Raw genomic sequence first — 21418 nt, forward strand, 5'->3', positions numbered from 1 at the left:
CTGCGTGGATCTTATAACAGATCGCTTCATTATCGCCGTGGGTATGACAAAATAGCGGTTTTGTGTTGGCTTGTGGAGTCGTCCGTGCAGGATCGCAATTTTGATGACATCGCTGAAAAGTTTTCGCGCAATATTTATGGCACCACCAAGGGCCAACTGCGTCAGGCGATCCTTTGGCAGGATCTGGAACCGCTGCTTAAGCAGATGGGGCCAGGGCCGTTGCGGGTGCTTGATGCCGGCGGCGGCGAAGGGCAAACGGCGATCCGCGTCGCGGAATTAGGCCATCACGTCACGCTATGCGATCTTTCCGCCGAAATGGTGGCTCGCGCTCAGCAGGCCGCCCGCGATAAAGGTGTGATCGACAACATGCATTTTGTACAATGCGCGGCGCAGGATATTGCTCAGCATTTGGAAAGCCCCGTCGATCTGATACTGTTTCATGCGGTGCTTGAGTGGGTCGCGGAACCGCAGGAAATGTTGCGCACGCTGTGGTCGGTGTTGCGCCCGGGCGGCGCGCTGTCGTTAATGTTCTACAATGCTAACGGCCTGCTGATGCACAATATGGTCGCCGGAAACTTCGACTACGTACAAATCGGCATGCCGAAAAAGAAAAAACGCACGCTGTCGCCGGATTATCCGCGCGATCCGCAGCAGGTTTACGGCTGGCTGGAAGATCTCGGTTGGCAGATAACCGGTAAAACCGGCGTGCGGGTGTTTCATGATTATCTGCGTGAGAAACGTAAACAGCATGACAGTTTTGCGGTGCTGCTGGAGCTGGAAACGCGCTACTGTCGTCAGGAGCCGTATATCAGCCTGGGCCGCTATATTCATGTCACTGCGCTTAAGAAAGATCCAGGCGCACAGCCGCAGATGCAAGGATAAACTATGAGTGAATTTTCCCAGACAGTCCCCGAACTGGTTGCCTGGGCCAGGAAAAATGATTTTTCCATCTCGCTGCCGGTCGACAGACTCTCTTTTCTGCTGGCTGTCGCCACGCTGAACGGCGAGCGGCTGGAAGGGGAAATGACCGAGGGAGAACTGGTGGACGCGTTCCGCCACGTTAGTGATGCGTTTGAGCAGACCAGCGAAACCATCAGCCAGCGCGCCAATAACGCCATCAACGATATGGTGCGCCAGCGTCTGCTGAACCGCTTTACCAGCGAAATAACGGAAGGGAATGCTATCTATCGCCTGACGCCGTTAGGTATCGGCATTACCGATTACTACATTCGCCAGCGTGAATTTTCCACCCTGCGTTTGTCGATGCAGCTGTCGATTGTGGCCGGCGAACTGAAGCGGGCTGCAGATTCCGCGGATGAGGGTGGCGATGAATTCCACTGGCATCGCAACGTTTTTGCGCCGCTGAAATATTCGGTGGCGGAAATCTTCGATAGTATCGATCTGACTCAACGCATCATGGATGAGCAGCAGCAGCAGGTGAAAGACGATATCGCCCAACTGCTGAACAAAGACTGGCGCGCGGCGATTTCTAGCTGCGAACTGCTGCTGTCCGAAACCTCCGGCACCCTGCGCGAATTGCAGGATACCCTGGATGCGGCGGGCGATAAGCTGCAGGCCAACCTGTTGCGTATCCAGGACGCTACCATCGCGCGCGACGATCTGCATTTTGTCGACCGTCTGGTGTTCGACCTGCAAAGCAAGCTCGACCGTATCGTCAGCTGGGGCCAACAGGCTATCGACCTGTGGATCGGTTACGATCGTCACGTACATAAATTTATCCGTACCGCCATCGATATGGATAAAAACCGCGTTTTCGCCCAGCGTTTGCGTCAGTCGGTGCAGACCTACTTCGATGCTCCGTGGGCGCTGACCTACGCCAGCGCCGATCGCTTGCTGGATATGCGCGATGAAGAGATGGCGCTGCGCGATGAAGAAGTCACCGGCGAGCTGCCGGCAGACCTCGAATTCGAAGAGTTCAACGAAATTCGCGAGCAGCTGGCCGCGCTGATTGAAGCGCAGCTGGCGGTCTACAAAGAGAAAGGTATGCCGCTGGATCTCGGCCTGGTGGCGCGAGAGTTCCTGGCGCAATATCCGCGTGCGCGCCATTTTGACGTCGCGCGAATCGTCGTTGACCAGGCGGTACAGCTGGGCGTCGCCCAGGCAGATTTCACCGGACTGCCGGCAAAATGGCAGCCGATTAATGATTACGGAGCCAAGGTACAGGCGCATGTCATTGACAAATATTGAACAAGTGATGCCAGCTAAGCTGGCGCAGGCGTTGGCCAATCCGTTATTTCCGGCGCTGGATAGCGCCCTGCGCGCAGGTCGTCACATTGGCCTGGATGAGCTGGATAATCACGCATTTTTGATGGATTTTCAGGATTACCTGGAAGAGTTTTATGCGCGCTACAACGTTGAGCTGATCCGCGCGCCGGAGGGGTTCTTCTACCTGCGCCCGCGCTCTACGACGTTGATTCCGCGCTCGGTATTATCAGAGCTGGATATGATGGTCGGCAAAATTCTTTGCTACCTCTACCTCAGCCCCGAACGTCTGGCTAATGAAGGCATCTTCACCCAGCAGGAGCTCTACGATGAACTCCTGACGCTGGCGGATGAAAGTAAATTACTGAAGCTGGTGAACAACCGTTCCACCGGTTCCGACCTCGACCGCCAGAAGCTGCAGGAAAAAATGCGCGCGTCCCTCAACCGCCTGCGTCGCCTCGGCATGGTGTGGTTTATGGGCCACGACAGCAGTAAATTCCGCATCACCGAATCGGTGTTCCGCTTTGGCGCTGACGTGCGCGTCGGCGACGATCCGCGCGAAGCGCAGCTGCGCATGATCCGCGACGGCGAAGCAATGGCGCTGGAGAATCACCTGCAGCTCAATGACGAGAATGAAGAGAATCAGCCGGATAGCGGGGAGGAAGAATAATGATTGAACGCGGTAAGTTTCGCTCGCTGACGCTGGTTAACTGGAACGGTTTTTTTGCCCGGACCTTCGATCTTGATGAGCTGGTAACGACGCTCTCCGGGGGTAACGGCGCCGGTAAATCGACAACCATGGCGGCTTTCGTCACGGCGCTGATCCCCGATTTAACCCTGCTGCACTTCCGTAACACCACTGAAGCGGGCGCCACCAGCGGTTCGCGCGATAAAGGCCTGCACGGTAAACTGCGTGCCGGCGTCTGTTACTCGGTGCTCGACGTGATCAACTCGCGCCACCAGCGCGTGGTTGTCGGTGTACGTCTGCAGCAGGTTGCCGGGCGCGATCGTAAAGTCGATATTAAGCCATTTGCCATCCAGGGATTGCCAACCTCGATCCAGCCGACCCAACTGTTGACCGAAACGCTCAACGAGCGCCAGGCGCGTGTCGTGAGCCTCAACGAGCTGAAAGACAAGCTCGACGCGATGGAAGGGGTGCAGTTCAAACAGTTCAACTCGATCACCGAATATCACTCGCTGATGTTTGATTTGGGCGTGGTGGCCCGTCGTCTGCGTTCAGCATCCGATCGTAGCAAATACTACCGCCTGATTGAGGCCTCGCTGTACGGCGGGATTTCCAGCACCATTACCCGCTCGCTGCGCGATTACCTGCTGCCGGAAAACAGCGGCGTGCGTAAGGCGTTCCAGGATATGGAAGCGGCGCTGCGTGAAAACCGTATGACCCTGGAAGCGATTCGCGTAACTCAGTCCGATCGCGATCTGTTTAAGCACCTTATCAGCGAAGCCACCAACTACGTGGCGGCGGACTACATGCGCCACGCCAACGAGCGGCGAATCCATCTGGATAAAGCGCTGGAGTACCGTCGCGAGCTCTTTACCTCGCGTTCGCAGCTGGCGGCAGAGCAGTACAAACATGTCGATATGGCGCGCGAGCTGCAGGAACACAACGGCGCAGAAGGCGATCTGGAAGCCGACTACCAGGCCGCCAGCGATCACCTGAACCTGGTACAAACGGCGCTGCGTCAGCAGGAAAAAATCGAGCGCTACGAAGCGGATCTCGACGAACTGCAGATTCGTCTGGAAGAGCAAAATGAAGTGGTGGCGGAAGCCGCAGACCAGCAGGAAGAGAACGAAGCCCGCGCCGAGGCCGCCGAACTGGAAGTGGATGAGCTGAAAAGCCAGCTCGCCGATTACCAGCAGGCGCTCGACGTGCAGCAGACTCGCGCCATTCAGTACAATCAGGCGCTACAGGCGCTGGAGCGCGCGCGCGCGCTGTGTCACCTGCCGGATTTAACCGCCGACAGCGCCGACGAATGGCTGGAAACTTTCCAGGCGAAAGAGCTGGAAGCGACGGAAAAAATGCTGTCGCTGGAACAAAAAATGAGCGTGGCGCAAACCGCGCACAGCCAGTTTGAACAAGCGTATCAGCTGGTTGCGGCGATCAACGGCCCGCTGGCGCGTAATGAAGCCTGGGATGTGGCGCGTGAATTACTACGCGATGGCGTCAACCAGCGTCATCTGGCGGAGCAGGCTCATGGGTTGCGTAGCCGTCTCAATGAGCTGGAGCAGCGCCTGCGTGAACAACAGGACGCCGAGCGCCAGCTGGCCGAGTTCTGTAAGCGCCAGGGCAAACGCTACGATATCGACGATTTGGAAACGCTGCATCAGGAGCTGGAAGCGCGCATCGCGTCATTGGCCGATAGCGTTTCTAACGCTCAGGAACAGCGCATGGCTCTGCGTCAGGAGCTGGAACAGCTGCAGTCGCGTACCCAGACGTTGATGCGCCGGGCGCCGATTTGGCTGGCGGCGCAAAACAGCCTCAACCAGCTGTGCGAGCAGAGCGGCGAGCAGTTTGAATCAAGCCAGGACGTCACCGAGTACCTGCAGCAGCTGCTGGAGCGCGAGCGCGAAGCAATCGTTGAGCGCGATGAAGTCGGCGCCCGCAAGCGCGCCATCGACGAAGAAATCGAGCGTCTCAGCCAGCCGGGCGGTTCTGAAGACCCGCGTCTGAACGCGCTGGCGGAGCGCTTTGGCGGCGTGCTGTTGTCGGAAATCTACGACGACGTTAGCCTCGAAGATGCCCCGTACTTCTCCGCGCTGTATGGCCCATCGCGCCATGCGATCGTGGTTCCGGATCTGTCGCAGGTGGCGGAGCAGCTCGAAGGGCTGGAAGATTGCCCGGAAGACCTGTATCTGATCGAAGGCGATCCGCAGTCCTTCGATGACAGCGTTTTCAGCGTCGATGAGCTGGAAAAAGCGGTGGTCGTGAAAATTGCCGACCGCCAGTGGCGCTATTCGCGCTTCCCGACGCTGCCGCTGTTTGGCCGCGCCGCGCGTGAAAACCGCATCGAAACGCTGCACGCCGAGCGTGAAAGCCTCTCCGAGCGTTTTGCTACGCTGTCGTTTGACGTGCAGAAAACGCAGCGCCTGCATCAGGCCTTCAGCCGCTTCATCGGTAGCCATTTGGCGGTTGCCTTTGATGACGATCCGGAAGAAGAGATCCGCAAACTCAATAGCCGCCGCGGCGAACTGGAGCGCGCGCTGAATGCGCATGAAAGTGATAACCAGCACAACCGCGTCCAGTATGAGCAGGCGAAAGAGGGCGTGTCGGCGCTTAACCGCCTGCTGCCGCGCCTGAATCTGCTGGCCGATGAGACGCTGGCCGATCGCGTAGATGAAATTCAGGAGCGTCTGGATGAAGCGCAGGAAGCGGCGCGCTTTATCCAGCAGCATGGCAATCAGCTGGCGAAACTGGAACCCATCGTCTCGGTACTGCAGAGCGACCCGGAACAGTTCGAACAGCTGAAAGAAGACTACGCCTATTCGCAGCAAATCCAGCGCGATGCGCGCCAGCAGGCTTTCGCGCTGGCGGAAGTCGTGCAGCGCCGCGCTCACTTCAGCTACTCTGACTCGGCGGAGATGCTCAGCGGCAACAGCGATCTTAACGAAAAGCTGCGCCAGCGCCTGCAACAAGCAGAATCCGAGCGTAGCCGCGCTCGCGAAGCGATGCGTAGCCACGTTGCGCAGTTGAACCAGTACAACCAGGTGCTGGCGTCGCTGAAAAGTTCGTATGACACCAAGAAAGAGCTGCTCAACGATCTGTATAAAGAGCTGCAGGATATCGGCGTGCGTGCCGATGCCGGCGCGGAAGAGCGCGCGCGCGCGCGTCGTGATGAGCTGCATATGCAGCTGAGCAACAACCGCTCCCGCCGTAATCAGCTGGAAAAAGCGTTGACCTTCTGCGAAGCGGAGATGGACAACCTGACCCGCAAACTGCGCAAGCTGGAGCGCGATTACTGCGAAATGCGCGAGCAGGTGGTGAGCGCTAAAGCGGGCTGGTGCGCGGTGATGCGTCTGGTGAAAGACAACGGCGTGGAACGTCGTCTGCACCGCCGCGAGCTGGCCTATCTCTCCGCCGACGAACTGCGTTCGATGTCGGATAAGGCGCTGGGCGCGCTGCGTCTGGCGGTCGCTGATAACGAGCACCTGCGCGACGTTCTGCGTATTTCGGAAGATCCAAAACGTCCGGAGCGCAAAATTCAGTTCTTCGTTGCCGTTTATCAGCATCTGCGCGAGCGTATCCGTCAGGATATTATTCGCACCGATGATCCGGTAGAAGCGATCGAGCAGATGGAAATCGAGCTCAGTCGTCTGACCGAAGAGCTGACCAACCGCGAGCAGAAGCTGGCGATCAGCTCACGCAGCGTGGCGAATATCATTCGCAAGACCATTCAGCGTGAGCAGAACCGTATTCGCATGCTCAACCAGGGGCTGCAGAGCGTATCGTTTGGTCAGGTCAACAGCGTGCGTCTGAACGTCAACGTGCGTGAAACCCACTCGACGCTGCTTGATGTCCTCTCCGAACAGCATGAGCAGCATCAGGATCTGTTTAACAGTAATCGCCTGACCTTCTCGGAAGCGCTAGCGAAACTTTATCAGCGCCTGAATCCGCAGATTGATATGGGGCAACGTACGCCGCAAACCATCGGCGAGGAGCTGCTCGACTACCGCAACTATCTGGAGATGGAAGTGGAAGTTAACCGTGGTTCCGACGGCTGGCTGCGCGCGGAGTCCGGCGCGCTGTCAACCGGTGAAGCGATCGGTACCGGGATGTCGATTCTGGTGATGGTGGTGCAGAGCTGGGAAGATGAATCCCGTCGACTGCGCGGTAAGGATATCTCGCCTTGCCGTCTGCTGTTCCTCGATGAAGCAGCGCGTCTTGATGCTCGCTCTATCGCCACGCTGTTCGAACTGTGCGAACGTCTGGAGATGCAGCTGATTATCGCGGCGCCTGAAAATATCAGCCCGGAAAAAGGCACAACTTATAAACTGGTGCGTAAAGTGTTTAATAATCACGAACACGTACACGTTGTCGGCCTGCGCGGTTTTGCCGCGCCGGTGCCGGAAGCGCTGCCTGGAACCGCTGACGCCTCCTGAAAGGGTGTCGATTAATAGGAAAAAGGGTGACAATTTGTCGCCCTTTTTGTTTTTCTGTACAGTACGCTAACAAGGTATAGTCTTTAAACTTCTTTACATTTGGTAAGGCAAAAGCGTTTTCGCCTTTATATACTGAGAATAAGCCCCATTAGGCGGGCAGCAATGTGTTAACAGGGGGCAAGGGATGTTGCTAAAGAAACGGTATGGTCGACAATTGTCGGTGCTCAGCCTGAGCCTGGCTTTTGCATTTGCTCCGCTGTTCAATGTCCAGGCCGCAGAGCCTGAAGTTATACCCACAGATAGTTCCGCGACGGTGGGCGATCTGTCGTCGGCATTAGCCCAAAGCGACGGCCAGTCCGCTGCGGTCGCGCAAATGGCCGGCGAGAAGCCGCTGGCGGCGGATGCGGTGGCGAAAAGCCGTGCTGAAATCGAGGCCTTACTGCCGTCTGGTTATCATCCGGTTTATATCAATCCGCTGGTAGCGCTGTACGCTGCCCGCGACATGAAACCCATGTGGGAGAACCGCGAAGCGGTACAGGCCTTCCAGCAGCAGCTGGCGGAGGTCGCTATCGCTGGCTTCCAGCCGCAGTTCACCACCTGGGTGAGCCTACTGACTGACCCGTCAGTCAGCGGCCTGGCCCGCGATGTCGTGCTCTCCGACGCCATGATGGGATATCTGCATTTTATTAGCGGTATTCCGATGCAGGGAAACCGTTGGCTGTACGGCTCAACGCCTTACAAAATGACGACGCCGCCGCTCTCGGTCATCAATCAGTGGCAGCTGGCGCTGGATAACGGTTCGTTAACGCAATTTATTGCCGGACTGGCGCCGCAACATTCACAATATGAAGCAATGCATCAGGCGCTGCTGACGCTGGTGGCGGATAATCGTCCGTGGCCGCAACTGACCAGCAACGCCTCGCTACGTCCGGGAGAGTGGAGCAACGATATTGGCGCGCTGCGTGAAATCCTGCAGCGTACCGGCATGCTGGATGATTCGGCGAAAATCGCCCTCCCGGGCGATGTGGTAAGCCCATCGGCGAAACCGAAATCGAAAACAAAACCTGCCGCGCGTGGCGTGTACGATCGCCAACTGGTCGAGGGCGTTAAACGCTTTCAGGCCTGGCAGGGGCTGGGCGCTGACGGCGTCATCGGTCAGTCTACCCGCGACTGGCTGAACGTCTCTTCGGCGCAGCGTGCCGGGGTGCTGGCGCTGAATATCCAGCGTCTGCGTTTGCTACCGAGTAAATTGTCCACCGGCATCATGGTCAATATTCCGGCGTTCTCGCTGGTCTACTATCAGGACGGCAGTCAGGTGCTGGCATCGCGGGTCATTGTCGGTCGTCCGGATCGTAAAACGCCGATGATGAGCAGCGCGTTGAACAACGTGGTGGTCAACCCGCCGTGGAACGTGCCGCCGACGCTGGCGCGCAAAGATATCCTGCCGAAGGTGCGCAACAATCCAGGCTATCTGGAGCAGCATGGTTATACGTTGATGCGCGGCTGGAACAGCAAAGAAGCTATCGATCCGTATGGTGTCGATTGGTCTACCATCACCGAGAAGAATCTACCGTTCCGTTTCCAGCAGGCGCCGGGCGCGCGCAACTCGCTGGGGCGGTATAAGTTCAATATGCCAAGCTCGGATGCTATTTATCTCCACGATACGCCGAACCACAATCTGTTCCAGAAAGATGTTCGCGCGTTGAGCTCGGGCTGCGTTCGCGTCAATAAAGCATCTGAACTGGCGAATATGCTATTGCAGGATGCGGGCTGGAATGATTCACGCATTTCCGACGCGCTGAAACAAGGGGATACGCGCTACGTCAATATTCGGCAAAATATTCCGGTTAATTTATATTATTTGACTGCCTTTGTTGGCGCTGATGGACGTACACAATATCGAACAGATATTTACAATTACGATCTCACCGCGCGATCCAGCGCACAAATTCTGCCAAAAGCGGAACAATTAATCAGGTAAATGAAGTAGTTCTGCGAAAAATGTTGTCCTAGCACTGAACGAAATCGGGCCATGGTCGTCTACAAGGCCCGTATTTCCTGGGGTGAGGCTGCCTTGACGTTGGCAATAATGCCCGGTAAGGTGCCTTTCGTGCGCCAGAAGTGCATATACATATAATCCGCAAAAATGTATTGCGGCGGTCAGAACGAAAACGCTCTCCTGCTGAGCTTTATTAGCGGTAAGGGAGCGTTAGCGCGTCGTCAGCCAAATACGTTGTAGCGGAATAGTATATTACGATTCATTTACCTGTAGACCTGATTATCATGGACAAATTTGACGCTAATCGCCGCAGATTGCTGGCGTTGGGTGGCGCTGCCCTCGGTGCTGCCGCCATTCTCCCTGCGCCGGCATTTGCCACCCTCTCGACCCCCCGACCGCGTATTTTGACGCTGAATAACCTGCACACCGGTGAATCACTCAAGGCGGAGTTTTTCGATGGTAGAGGCTATATTCAGGATGAATTAGCAAGACTTAACCATTTTTTCCGTGATTTCCGCGCGAATAAAATTAAGTCTATTGACCCAGGATTATTCGATCAGCTTTATCGCCTACAGGGACTACTCGGCACCAATAAGCCTGTCCAGCTCATCTCCGGTTATCGCTCCGTCGATACCAACGATGAACTTCGCGCACGAAGCCGTGGTGTAGCGAAACATAGCTATCACACCAAAGGCCAGGCGATGGATTTCCACATTGAAGGCGTTGCCTTAAGCAATATTCGCAAAGCGGCGTTATCTATGCGCTCAGGTGGTGTAGGATACTACCCACGTAGCAACTTTGTGCATATTGATACCGGTCCGGTACGGCACTGGTAACGAAAGGAGCATCATGAACTATCGTATTATTCCGGTCACGGCGTTCGCCCAGAACTGTTCTTTAATTTGGTGTGAACAAACCCGGCTTGCCGCTCTGGTCGATCCTGGCGGCGATGCCGAGCGCATCAAGGAAGAAGTCGCGACGGCAGGCGTCAGCCTGATGCAGATCCTGTTGACGCATGGTCACCTGGATCACGTCGGCGCGGCAGCCGAGCTGGCGCAACATTACGGTGTGCCAATTATTGGACCGGAAAAAGAAGATGAGTTCTGGCTGGAAGGATTGCCGGCGCAAAGCCGCATGTTCGGGCTGGATGAATGTCAGCCTTTGCAGCCGGACCGCTGGCTGAATGAAGGGGATGTGGTAACCGTCGGCAATATCGCTTTGCAGGTATTGCACTGTCCTGGCCATACGCCGGGGCACGTGGTTTTCTTTGACGATGCCTCGCGTCTGCTGATTTCCGGCGATGTGATTTTCAAAGGCGGAGTAGGGCGCAGCGACTTCCCGCGCGGCGACCACGGCCAGCTGATTGATGCGATTAAACGTAAACTGTTGCCTTTGGGCGACGACGTGACATTTATCCCCGGTCATGGCCCGTTATCGACGCTGGGATATGAGCGCCTGCATAATCCGTTCCTGCAGGATGAAATGCCGGTCTGGTAATGCCTGACCTCAAGGAAGTAAAAAAGGCCGCGATTGCGGCCTTTTCTTATGTGTCAGGGCTGGGAATTACAGTACCGCGACGATGGCTTCGCACAGCGGCGCCATATTATCAGGCGTCATGCCGGCAACGTTGATACGCCCGGACGCGACCGCATAAATAGCGAACTCTTCACGCAGACGCAGTACCTGCTCTTTGGTCAGGCCGCTAAACGAGAACATCCCATTCTGTTTGGTGATGAAGGTAAAGTCGCGGCTGGCGCCTTTTTCCTGCAGAGTATTCACAAACAGTAAGCGCATGCGCTGAATACGCTGGCGCATATCGGTGAGTTCTTGTTCCCAGATGGCGCGCAGCGCGTCGTTGCTGAGAATCGTCGCCACCACCGAGGCGCCGTGCGCCGGCGGGTTTGAGTAGTTGGCGCGGATAACCGCTTTCATCTGGCTGAACGCGCGATCGACGGTGTCCTGATCGGCGGCAACCAGCGTACAGGCGCCAACGCGCTCGTTATACAGGCCGAAGTTTTTCGAGTAAGAGCTGGCGACCAGTAGCTCTTTATGCAGCGCGGCAAACGCGCGCAGGCCTTCAGCGTCTTCTTCCAGACCGCGGGCGAAGCCCTGGTAGGCGAAGTCAAACAGCGGCAGCCAGCCTTTTTCGGCGGACATCTGCGCCAGCTGTTGCCACTGTTCCAGCGTTGGATCGATGCCGGTTGGGTTGTGGCAGCAGCCGTGGAACAGCACAACGTCGCCCGCCTGCGCTTCGTTCAGGCTGGCCAGCAGACCGTCGAAATCAAGCTGGTGGTTAGCGGCATCGTAGTAAGCGTACTCACGCACTTCCAGCCCGGCAGCGCCGAAAACGCTTTTATGGTTCGGCCAGCTTGGGTTGCTTACCCATACCCGTTTAACGTCGGTGTTTTTGGCAAGGAAATCAGCCGCTACGCGCAGGCCGCCGGTGCCGCCTGGGGTTTGGGCGGTACGGGCGCGCTTATCGCTGATAATTGCGCTTCCTTTACCGAACAGCAGCTCCTGAGTGCAACGACCAAACTCCGGAATACCATCAATACCTAGGTAGTTTTTGGTGGTTTCATTTTCCAGCAGATATTGCTCGGCTTTTTTTACGCTGGTCAGAACAGGCGTTTTACCTGTCTCATCTTTGTAAACACCAATTCCGAGGTTAATTTTGCCTGGGCGGTCATCGGCACGAAACAGATCGGCCAGGCCCAGAATAGGGTCGGCAGGGGCGGCTGTAATGTTCTCAAACATGACGAGGTTCCATTGTGATTACTGAGGGAAATCCGCTATCAGGGTAACGGTAGATTTACAAATTGCCAACCGTTTGCGACAAAAAGCGAGAAGGTTTTTGCAAGTTACGATCTTCGTCTTAGTAACGCAGAAAAGCAGGACCGAAGTCCTGCTTTTTAGGCATATCACGAAGGGGTGTACTACAGATTAGAACTGGTAAACGATACCAACCGCAGCCTGGTCGTCGGTGGCAACGCCTGCTTCACGAGTATAGGAATTGTCGTCCAGTTGGTTGAACTTGTACGCCGCGTACACGTTCATGTTTTTGTTGAAGTAGTACCAGGTACCCAGTTCTACGTATTTAACCAGGTCCGCATCGCCGCCGCCGAAGCCGCCGCGAGCCTGCAGATTTTTACCTTTAGTCTGCACGTAGCCGAGGGACGGACGCAGACCGAAATCGAACTGATACTGAACCACAGCTTCGAAGTTCTGAGTTTTGCCCGCGAAGTAGTTATCTTCTTCCGGGGTCATGTTGTAAGTCTGGGAGTACATAACAGCGGCGTAGATGTTGTTAGCATCGTACTTAGCAGAGGTTGCCCATGCTTCAGCTTTGTTACCGTTGCCGTCGCGCTTCTGGTCAACGCTACGGTTGGAGTTAGCGTAACCTGCGGACAGCGCGATACCGTTATCAAACGCGTAGGTTGCCGCGGTGCTGAAGCCGTCGCCGTTCTGTTTACGAATCACACGGTCGTGATCGTTTTTACCCTGGTACTGCAGCGCGAAGCTCAGACCGTCAACCAGACCGAAGAAGTCTGAGTTACGGTAGGTGGCCACGCCGTTAGTACGGCCGGTCATGTAGTTATCGGTGTAGTTCCAGCCGTCGCCGCCCCACTCAACCAGCATATCGGTTGCGGATTCGACGTCGTAGATGGCGCCGTAGTTACGGCCATAGTCGAATGAACCATATTCGCCCGCTTTCAGACCGGCGAAGGCCAGACGGGTTTTAGTGGTCTGGGAACCTTCAACGTTGGACGCATCCATGTTGTATTCCCACTGGCCGTAACCGATCAACTGGTCGTTGATTTGGGTTTCGCCTTTCAGGCCGATACGGGCATAGGTGGTGTCGTCGCTGCTGGTGTCACCATTGGTGGTCCAGACATGTTCGCCAACCATTTTTCCGTAGAAATCCAGCTTGTTACCATTTTTGTTATAGATTTCCGCAGCGTTGGCCGCACCGGCTACCAGCAGGGCAGGGATCACCACTGCCAGAATATTGCGCTTCATCATTATTTATTACCCTCATTAATATTTTTTATATGACACTTGCCACCGCCGCCAATAAATTCCGTCAATGAAAATTTACAGAACTATTGAAGATAGTTTGGTGTCTGAAGGCATCTTTCCATCGGTAGTGCCGTTTCGCTAGCCGGAAAATGCTACCAATATCGTAAAGTAGTAACAAAAAGAAAAAACATGTAACCAAATATTTATTTTTGGGAACTTTGTGAACTCAATCAAAATTCCGTTCCACTTTGCGAAGATTGTCACCTTCTTATATATATCTATATGAATTAGTTATGAATATTTTCGCTAAAGACAGATTTGATTATTTTTTGTCTCAGTTTGGCTCCTTTTTCGTTCAGGCGCCTTTTTTGCATAACGTGCGCGTAATGATTAAAAAATAGCCAATTCAATCAGTGTATTCATTTGTGTCTTAACATAAGGTGCGAAATCTACGTACTAAGGGTAAGGAAATAGTGAGTAACATAATTACGAATTGTGAAGGTTGATGTTTAAGTTTGTTGAAATTCGCTCACGAAAATTGACATAAAAAAAGGCCGGCTTGCGCCGACCTTGTCAGTGTTTTAACGAAACGCGATTAGAATGTGGCGTTACGTGGCGTACGTGGGAAAGGAATCACGTCGCGAACGTTCTGTACCCCTGTTACGTAGGCGATAAGACGCTCGAAGCCCAGACCGAAGCCAGAATGCGGTACGGTGCCGTAACGGCGCAGGTCGCGATACCACCAGTAGTCTTCTTTATTCAGGCCCATTTCGGCCATACGCGCGTCCAGCACATCGAGACGTTCTTCACGCTGGGAGCCGCCGATGATTTCACCGATGCCCGGCGCCAGAACGTCCATTGCGGCGACGGTTTTACCGTCTTCGTTAAGGCGCATGTAGAACGCCTTAATGTCTTTCGGATAGTTTTTCACGACCACAGGCGCTTTGAAGTGCTCTTCGGCCAGATAACGCTCATGCTCTGAGGAGAGATCCACGCCCCAGTACACCGGGTTTTCAAACTGCTTGCCGCAGTTTTCCAGGATAGTGACGGCGTCGGTGTAATCAACCTGGGCGAAATCAGCAGAGACAAAACGCTGCAGACGGTCGATGGCGTCTTTATCCACGCGCTCGGCAAAGAACTTCATGTCATCCGCACGCTCTTCCAGTACCGCCTTGAAGACGTACTTCAGCATGGCTTCCGCCAGACCGGCAACATCGTTGAGGCTGGCGAAGGCAACCTCCGGCTCCAGCATCCAGAACTCCGCCAGGTGGCGGCTGGTGTTGGAGTTTTCGGCGCGGAAGGTTGGGCCGAAGGTATAGATTTTGGACAATGCGCAGGCATAGGTCTCACCGTTCAACTGGCCAGAAACGGTCAGGAACGACTCTTTACCGAAGAAGTCTTTATCGAAATCGACTTTACCCTGGTCGTTACGCGGCAGGTTTTCCAGATCCAGCGTCGATACGCGGAACATTTCACCGGCGCCTTCGGTATCGGAAGCGGTGATAAGCGGGGTGGATACCCAGAAGAAACCCTGTTCGTCGAAGAAGCGATGCAGCGCCTGCGCCAGGGTGTGGCGTACACGCGCTACCGCGCCAATCAGGTTGGTGCGCGGACGCAGGTGCGCCACTTCACGCAGATACTCGATGCTGTGGCGTTTCGCCGCCATCGGGTAGGTGTCCGGATCTTCAACCCAGCCGGTGACTTCCACGCTGGAGGCCTGGATTTCAAAGCTCTGGCCCTGACCCTGGGAGGCCACGACTTTACCGGTGACGATAACCGAGCAGCCGGTGGTCAGGCGCAACACTTCCTGATTGTAATTGGGCAGAGAATTATTAATAACGGCCTGTACAGGATCAAAGCAGGAACCGTCATAGACGGCGAGGAAAGAAAAGCCAGCTTTAGAATCTCGGCGGGTACGCACCCATCCGCGCACGGTGACTTCGCTGTCAACGGCAACGCGGCCCTGGAGTACGTCGGCTACAGGCACAACGCTCATAATATTCTCTCTATATAGTCCAATAAAAAAGTCTCTTCCCCTTCAACGGGGGGATATCTATGTTACCTGTCATCTTCCATCAGACAAGCAGAATTCGCATCATAAAGGGATAATTTGACAATAAATAATAAAGAAAAAGGAGCCTGAGAGGCTCCTTGTTGAAATTAACTCGCCTTTTTAATCGGCGGCAGGTCGAAGGCCTCGCGCAGGGCGCGGACGAACGCCTTATCGTGGCAGATGGTTTTTCCCGGGCTATCGGAGAGTTTCGCCACCGGCTTGCCGTTACATTCTACTAGTTTTATTACGATATTTAGCGGTTTCACCTGTGGGATGTCGCAGGTTAACCGGGTGCCGATACCGAAGCTGAGCTTCACCCGCGAGGAGAAGTGGCGATACAGTTCGACCGCTTTGCCGAGGTCGAGGTTATCGGAGAACACCAGCACTTTACTCATCGGGTCGATACCCAATTTCTGATAATGGGCGATTGCTTTTTCGCCCCACTCCAGCGGATCCCCGGAGTCATGACGCAGTCCCTGATAGCGGGTAGCGAATTCAGGACCGAAATCACGCAGGAAAGCGTCCATGGTGATGCAGTCGGTCAGGGCGATACCCAGTTGATCCGGATATTCCGCCAGCCAGGCGGCTAGCGCCGCGCGCTGGCTGCTGGCCAGGTTTGGACTGATTTGCTGGTGGGCCTGGAACCATTCGTGCGCCTGGGTGCCCATCGGGGTTAAATTGAGTCGGCGGGCCAGATCGTAGTTGCTGGTGCCGACAAACCACGGCTCCTGCTGCAAGCGCTGCACGATAGCCTGCTGTACTTCACGGGAGAAGCGGCGGCGGGTGCCGAAATCCATCAGGCGGAATGCCGACATATCGATGTCGGCGGTCATGTCGGCGAAGTCGGCAAGCTTATGTTCGAGCGTCTCCAGCGCCAGATCGACGCCGATTTCCGGCGAACGGTAGTGGTGCACCAGTTCGCTGATGACCGCCAGCAGCGGCACTTCCCACATGATCACTTCGCGCCACGGCCCGGCGAGGCGAATATTCAGCTTGCCATGATCGTTGATGACGGTGACCTGGCTCGGGTCGTAGCGGAAGTCGCGCAGCCAGTCGAGATAGTCCTGCGAGAAGAACGGCAGGGTGGACAGCCAGTGATACTCATCGTCCTGCAGCTTCAGGTCGCGCATGGTTTCGACCTGCTCGCGAATCGCGTCGGCATAGATGCCGAGCAGATCGTCTCCGCGGCAGCGGAACTCTGCCGCCACCTCCACATCATAGTAGCGGTGGAAGACGGCCTGCTGCATATGCAGCTTATAGGCATCCGTATCAAGCAGCGAGTGCAGTACAGGAGAAGTGAATTGTGTCATGGTGCGCAGTAGCATCCTCTCACTGGGGCGTTCCATTCAAACCAAAGCAGAAAAAAGGAGGCGGAGTATACCTTTAATACCCGGTGCTGTCCTGCTGCGATGGCTCGACGGTAACGCTGACGGTCATTTGCGAGGCCTAGTTTAATATATTGAACACGGATCACACCACAAGCTTTGCGCCGGGTCGAGCGCATTTCGTGCCTCATGTGTTATCAATATGTAGCGATTTTCGTGTTGAACGTTGAAAAGATGAAGATTCTGCATAGCGCGATCTGCGCAACAGGAATAGACTGGAGCCGATACTTTACAGACACGCTAAAGGTTTTTTATGACACAACAGCCCCAAGCCAAATACCGCCACGACTACCGTGCGCCGGATTATCTGATTAGCGATATTGATTTGACCTTTGACCTGGATGCCGCGAAAACCGTTGTCACGGCCGAGAGTAAGGTTTCCCGTCACGCGGCTGCGTCTGATGTGCCATTGCGTCTGGATGGCGAAGACCTGACCCTGATTTCACTGCAGGTGAACGGCCAGCCGTGGAACGACTATAAAGAAGAAAACAATCAGCTGGTGATTAGCGGTTTGCCGGACAGTTTCACTCTGACTATCGTCAATGAAATTAGCCCGGCGGCGAACACCGCGCTGGAAGGCCTGTATCAGTCAGGCGAAGCGCTATGTACCCAGTGCGAAGCAGAAGGCTTCCGCCATATTACCTGGTACCTCGACCGCCCGGACGTGCTGGCGCGCTTCACCACCAAAATCATCGCCGATAAAGCGAAATACCCCTACCTGCTTTCTAACGGCAACCGCGTAGCGCAGGGCGAGCTGGACAATGGCCGTCACTGGATCCAGTGGCAGGATCCGTTCCCAAAACCCTGTTACCTGTTCGCGCTGGTGGCCGGCGATTTCGACGTGCTGCGTGATACCTTCACCACCCGTTCCGGGCGTGAAGTCGCGCTCGAACTGTACGTTGACCGCGGCAATCTCGACCGCGCGCCGTGGGCGATGACCTCGCTGAAAAACTCAATGAAGTGGGACGAAACCCGTTTCGGTCTCGAATATGACCTCGACATCTATATGATCGTCGCCGTCGACTTCTTCAACATGGGCGCGATGGAGAACAAAGGCCTCAACGTCTTTAACTCTAAATATGTGCTGGCCCGTACCGATACCGCGACCGATAAAGACTATCTCGATATCGAGCGCGTCATTGGTCACGAATATTTCCATAACTGGACCGGCAACCGTGTGACCTGTCGCGACTGGTTCCAGCTCAGCCTGAAAGAAGGGCTGACCGTATTTCGCGATCAGGAGTTCAGTTCCGATCTCGGCTCGCGTGCGGTAAACCGTATCAACAACGTGCGTACCATGCGCGGGCTGCAGTTTGCCGAAGACGCCAGCCCGATGGCGCACCCGATCCGTCCGGATATGGTTATTGAAATGAACAACTTCTACACCCTGACGGTCTACGAAAAGGGCGCGGAAGTGATCCGTATGCTGCACACCCTGTTAGGCGAAGCCAATTTCCAGAAAGGGATGCAGTTGTACTTTGAACGCCACGACGGCAGCGCCGCCACCTGCGATGATTTCGTGCAGGCGATGGAAGATGCTTCGAACGTAGATCTGTCGCATTTCCGTCGCTGGTACAGCCAGTCCGGCACGCCGGTCGTTACCGTGCATGACGACTATAACCCGGAAACCGAGCAGTACACGCTGACTATCAGCCAGCGTACGCCGCCGACCGCGGAACAGGCCGACAAGCAGCCGCTGCACATCCCGTTCAGTATCGAGCTGTACGATAACGAAGGCAAAGCGATCCCGCTGCAGAAGGGCGGCCATCCCGTGCACCACGTGCTGAACGTGACCCAGGCGGAGCAGACATTCGTCTTTGATAACGTTTACTTCCAGCCGGTACCGGCGCTGCTGTGTGAATTCTCCGCGCCGGTCAAGCTTGAATATAAATGGAGCGACCAGCAGCTGACGTTCCTGATGCGCCACGCGCGTAACGACTTCTCGCGCTGGGATGCCGCGCAGAGTCTGCTGGCGACCTACATCAAGCTCAACGTTAATCGTCATCAGCAGGGACAGCCGCTGTCGCTGCCGATCCACGTCGCTGACGCCTTCCGCGCGATCCTGCTCGACGAAAAAATCGATCCGGCGCTGGCGGCGGAAATTTTAACGCTGCCGTCGGCCAACGAAATCGCTGAACTGTTCACCATCATCGATCCGATTGCCATCGCGGCGGTGCGCGAAGCGCTGACCCGTACGCTGGCGAAAGAGCTGGCCGATGAGCTGCTGGTGGTTTACAACGCCAACAAGCTCGACAGCTATCGCGTAGACCATGCCGATATCGGTAAACGTTCTCTGCGCAATACCTGCCTGCGCTATCTGGCTTTTGGCGATGTTGAGTTGGCAGATAAGCTGGTGCAAGCCCAGTATCATCATGCTGACAACATGACCGACGCGCTGGCTGCGCTGTCGTCGGCGGTGGCGGCGGAGTTGCCGTGCCGTGATGTATTAATGCAGGAGTATGACGATAAGTGGCACCAGGACGGTCTGGTGATGGACAAGTGGTTCATCCTGCAGTCCACCAGCCCGGCGGCCAATGTGGTTGAGACGGTACGCGGATTGCTCAAGCACCGTTCATTCACGATGAGCAACCCGAACCGTGTACGTTCGCTGATCGGCGCCTTCGCGAGTAGCAACCCGGCGGCGTTCCATGCCGAAGACGGCAGCGGTTACCAGTTCCTGGTGGAAATGCTGACCGAGCTCAATAGCCGCAACCCGCAGGTGGCGTCGCGTCTGATTGAGCCGCTGATTCGTCTGAAACGTTACGATGAGAAACGTCAGGCCAAGATGCGTGCGGCGCTGGAACAGCTGAAAGGGCTGGAGAATCTCTCCGGCGATCTGTTCGAGAAGATCGCCAAGGCGCTGGCGTAACGGCGGTGCAAATCCCGGATAGCGGCGCAAGCGCCTTATCCGGGCTACCGTTCATTCACTACGCTGGCTGAAACTGCCGGTGTTGGTGGCCGCAAAATCCCCGGTGGCGCACTCGCTTACCGGGGCTACAGCGCTTTGCGATTTGGTAGTCCGGCCGAGCGAAGCGCGGGCCGGGGACGTTAGTTAGCCATGACTAAACAAACGCGGCGCGCGCTCGCTGTCGCCGCGCTTCATCACCCGATCGAGCACCTGTGCTTCCAGTTCCGCCAGCTTCGCCGAGCCGAACCGCCGCGGACGTGGAATATCCACGTTCAAATCGAGGCCGATTTTCTTTTCTTCTATTAACAGCACCCGGTCGGCCATCGCCACCGCTTCACTCACATCATGAGTTACCAGCAACACGGTAAAGCCGTGCTCCTGCCAGAGCGAAACAATCAATTCCTGCATTTCCAGGCGGGTGAGGGCGTCGAGGGCTCCCAGCGGTTCATCCAGCAATAACAGGCGCGGGCGATGGATCAGCGCGCGGGCCAGCGCAACGCGCTGTTTTTGCCCGCCGGAAAGCGCGGCCGGCCACTCATCGGCTCTCTCTTCCAGCCCGACGCTGGCCAGCGCCTGGCGAGCGGCATCGCGCCACTGGCTCTTCAGCCCAAGCCCAACGTTGTCGATAACCGTCTTCCAGGGCAGCAACCGCGCGTCCTGGAACATCATGCGCGTATCCTCCTGAATCTGCGCAAGCGGCGTCGCGCCTGCCAGTAGTTCGCCGCCGTTGGGTTTTTCCAACCCGGCCAGCAGGCGCAGCAGGGTGCTTTTACCGCCGCCGCTGCGGCCGACCACCGCGACAAATTGCCCGGTAGGAATATGTAAATCCAGCTCATTGAGAATGACATTGTCGCCGTAGCGTTTACTGACCCCATTGAGTAACAGCGGGATCCCGGGATTAAGACGAGCAGTATTCATGCGTTAGCCTCCTGAAGACGGTACGCCGGGTTCCAGCGCAACCAGACGCGTTCCAGCAGTTGCGCGCTGAAATCGGCGAGCTTGCCGAGTATGGCGTAAAGAATAATGGCGACCACCACCACATCGGTTTGCAGAAACTCACGGGCGTTCATCGCCAGATAGCCGATGCCGGCATTGGCGGAGATGGTCTCAGCGACGATAAGCGTCAGCCACATCAATCCGAGGGCGAAGCGAATGCCGACCATAATCGAGGGCAGGGCGCCGGGGAGGATCACGTGGCGGAAAAGAGCGAATCCGGATAAGCCATAGCTACGCGCCATTTCCACCAGACCGCGATCGATATTGCGAATGCCGTGCCAGGTATTGATATAAATCGGAAACATCGTCCCCAACGCGACAAGAAATATTTTGGCGCTTTCATCAATACCGAACCACAAAATCACCAGGGGGATCAGCGCGAGATGCGGCACATTGCGCAACATCTGGATGGAGGTATCCAGCAGGCGTTCGCCCCAACGCGAGAGCCCGCTAATGAGCCCGAGCGTCAGGCCGATGGAGCCGCCGATGGCGAAGCCAAGCAAGGCGCGCCAGGAACTGATCGCCAGATGTTGCCACAGTTCGCCGCTGGCGGAGAGCGTCCAGAAGGCTTTCAGTACCCCCTCCGGAGAGGGGAGAATACGGGTTGAGAGCCAGCCTACCGAGGACGCCAATTGCCAGATCAACACGGTGCCTACCGGTAAAAACCAGGGGGCGAGGCGTAACAGAAGTTTTTGCGAAGAGGCTGCCATAGTTCGCTC

13 protein-coding genes and 1 pseudogene are annotated in these 21418 nt (G+C 55.9%); 8 read left to right on the forward strand and 6 right to left on the reverse strand.

The window, feature by feature from the left end; genetic code table 11:
• Positions 1 to 84 precede the first annotated feature (84 nt).
• The 7 genes and pseudogenes from cmoM to PGS10_RS04830 all read left to right on the forward strand — a co-directional run bounded on the left by cmoM (position 85) and on the right by PGS10_RS04830 (position 10837).
• A pseudogene (gene cmoM, locus PGS10_RS04800) lies at positions 85 to 889 on the forward strand (tRNA uridine 5-oxyacetic acid(34) methyltransferase CmoM).
• Positions 886 to 2208 (forward strand): chromosome partition protein MukF, encoded by a 1323-nt coding sequence (gene mukF / locus PGS10_RS04805; RefSeq protein WP_015367460.1) that lies wholly within the window; start codon positions 886 to 888, stop codon positions 2206 to 2208. Before cmoM ends, mukF begins: the two are co-directional and overlap by 4 nt.
• Complete coding sequence (gene mukE / locus PGS10_RS04810) at positions 2189 to 2893, forward strand: chromosome partition protein MukE (RefSeq protein ID WP_015367459.1); 705 nt, start codon at positions 2189 to 2191, stop codon at positions 2891 to 2893. Before mukF ends, mukE begins: the two co-directional genes overlap by 20 nt.
• The gene (gene mukB, locus PGS10_RS04815; protein WP_316422490.1) at positions 2893 to 7341 is read left to right on the forward strand and encodes a chromosome partition protein MukB; all 4449 of its coding nucleotides are present in this window, start codon (positions 2893 to 2895) and stop codon (positions 7339 to 7341) included. The genes mukE and mukB overlap by 1 nt, the downstream gene beginning before the upstream one ends.
• A 184-nt stretch (positions 7342 to 7525) precedes the next feature.
• The gene (gene ldtD, locus PGS10_RS04820) at positions 7526 to 9322 is read left to right on the forward strand and encodes a L,D-transpeptidase (protein ID WP_045395714.1); all 1797 of its coding nucleotides are present in this window, start codon (positions 7526 to 7528) and stop codon (positions 9320 to 9322) included.
• Between the two features lie 302 nt (positions 9323 to 9624).
• Positions 9625 to 10176 (forward strand): YcbK family protein, encoded by a 552-nt coding sequence (locus PGS10_RS04825; protein WP_015367456.1) that lies wholly within the window; start codon positions 9625 to 9627, stop codon positions 10174 to 10176.
• 13 nt (positions 10177 to 10189) lie between these two features.
• On the forward strand, positions 10190 to 10837 hold the full coding sequence (locus PGS10_RS04830) for an MBL fold metallo-hydrolase (protein WP_316422491.1): 648 nt from the start codon (positions 10190 to 10192) through the stop codon (positions 10835 to 10837).
• Between the two features lie 66 nt (positions 10838 to 10903).
• Here PGS10_RS04830 and PGS10_RS04835 read toward each other — a convergent pair whose 3' ends face one another.
• The 4 genes from PGS10_RS04835 to pncB form a co-directional block, all read right to left on the reverse strand.
• Complete coding sequence (locus PGS10_RS04835) at positions 10904 to 12094, reverse strand: amino acid aminotransferase (RefSeq protein ID WP_045395708.1); 1191 nt, start codon at positions 12092 to 12094, stop codon at positions 10904 to 10906.
• Positions 12095 to 12280: 186 nt separating this feature from the next.
• The gene (gene ompK35, locus PGS10_RS04840) at positions 12281 to 13360 is read right to left on the reverse strand and encodes a porin OmpK35 (RefSeq protein ID WP_213797511.1); all 1080 of its coding nucleotides are present in this window, start codon (positions 13358 to 13360) and stop codon (positions 12281 to 12283) included.
• A 592-nt stretch (positions 13361 to 13952) separates the two neighbouring features.
• Positions 13953 to 15353 carry an asparagine--tRNA ligase gene (asnS, locus tag PGS10_RS04845; RefSeq protein WP_047045619.1) on the reverse strand — a complete coding sequence of 467 codons (1401 nt, stop codon included), beginning with the start codon at positions 15351 to 15353 and terminating at the stop codon, positions 13953 to 13955.
• Between the two features lie 164 nt (positions 15354 to 15517).
• Entirely contained in the window at positions 15518 to 16720 is a 1203-nt protein-coding gene (pncB, locus tag PGS10_RS04850) for a nicotinate phosphoribosyltransferase (RefSeq protein ID WP_047065560.1), read from the reverse strand.
• Between the two features lie 328 nt (positions 16721 to 17048).
• On the opposite strand from pncB, the gene pepN reads away from it, so the two are divergent.
• A complete protein-coding gene (gene pepN, locus PGS10_RS04855; RefSeq protein WP_213797509.1) occupies positions 17049 to 19664 on the forward strand; it encodes an aminopeptidase N in 2616 nt (871 codons plus the stop codon).
• A gap of 183 nt (positions 19665 to 19847) precedes the next feature.
• Here the strand turns inward: pepN and ssuB are convergent, their stop codons facing one another.
• The gene (ssuB, locus tag PGS10_RS04860; RefSeq protein ID WP_213797508.1) at positions 19848 to 20621 is read right to left on the reverse strand and encodes an aliphatic sulfonates ABC transporter ATP-binding protein; all 774 of its coding nucleotides are present in this window, start codon (positions 20619 to 20621) and stop codon (positions 19848 to 19850) included.
• Positions 20618 to 21409, reverse strand: coding sequence for an aliphatic sulfonate ABC transporter permease SsuC (ssuC, locus tag PGS10_RS04865; protein ID WP_015367447.1), 792 nt, complete (start codon positions 21407 to 21409; stop codon positions 20618 to 20620). Before ssuC ends, ssuB begins: the two co-directional genes overlap by 4 nt.
• Positions 21410 to 21418: the final 9 nt, after the last annotated feature.

It is taken from the genome of Klebsiella sp. 141153 (assembly GCF_032601995.1).
Lineage (GTDB): Bacteria > Pseudomonadota > Gammaproteobacteria > Enterobacterales > Enterobacteriaceae > Klebsiella > Klebsiella aerogenes.

Coding starts and splice junctions, on each gene's coding strand:
- mukF (WP_015367460.1), top strand. CDS start 886: ATGAGTGAATTTTCCCAGACAGTCCCCGAACTGGTTGCCTGGGCCAGG.
- mukE (WP_015367459.1), top strand. CDS start 2,189: ATGTCATTGACAAATATTGAACAAGTGATGCCAGCTAAGCTGGCGCAG.
- mukB (WP_316422490.1), top strand. CDS start 2,893: ATGATTGAACGCGGTAAGTTTCGCTCGCTGACGCTGGTTAACTGGAAC.
- ldtD (WP_045395714.1), top strand. CDS start 7,526: ATGTTGCTAAAGAAACGGTATGGTCGACAATTGTCGGTGCTCAGCCTG.
- PGS10_RS04825 (WP_015367456.1), top strand. CDS start 9,625: ATGGACAAATTTGACGCTAATCGCCGCAGATTGCTGGCGTTGGGTGGC.
- PGS10_RS04830 (WP_316422491.1), top strand. CDS start 10,190: ATGAACTATCGTATTATTCCGGTCACGGCGTTCGCCCAGAACTGTTCT.
- PGS10_RS04835 (WP_045395708.1), bottom strand. CDS start 12,094: ATGTTTGAGAACATTACAGCCGCCCCTGCCGACCCTATTCTGGGCCTG.
- ompK35 (WP_213797511.1), bottom strand. CDS start 13,360: ATGATGAAGCGCAATATTCTGGCAGTGGTGATCCCTGCCCTGCTGGTA.
- asnS (WP_047045619.1), bottom strand. CDS start 15,353: ATGAGCGTTGTGCCTGTAGCCGACGTACTCCAGGGCCGCGTTGCCGTT.
- pncB (WP_047065560.1), bottom strand. CDS start 16,720: ATGACACAATTCACTTCTCCTGTACTGCACTCGCTGCTTGATACGGAT.
- pepN (WP_213797509.1), top strand. CDS start 17,049: ATGACACAACAGCCCCAAGCCAAATACCGCCACGACTACCGTGCGCCG.
- ssuB (WP_213797508.1), bottom strand. CDS start 20,621: ATGAATACTGCTCGTCTTAATCCCGGGATCCCGCTGTTACTCAATGGG.
- ssuC (WP_015367447.1), bottom strand. CDS start 21,409: ATGGCAGCCTCTTCGCAAAAACTTCTGTTACGCCTCGCCCCCTGGTTT.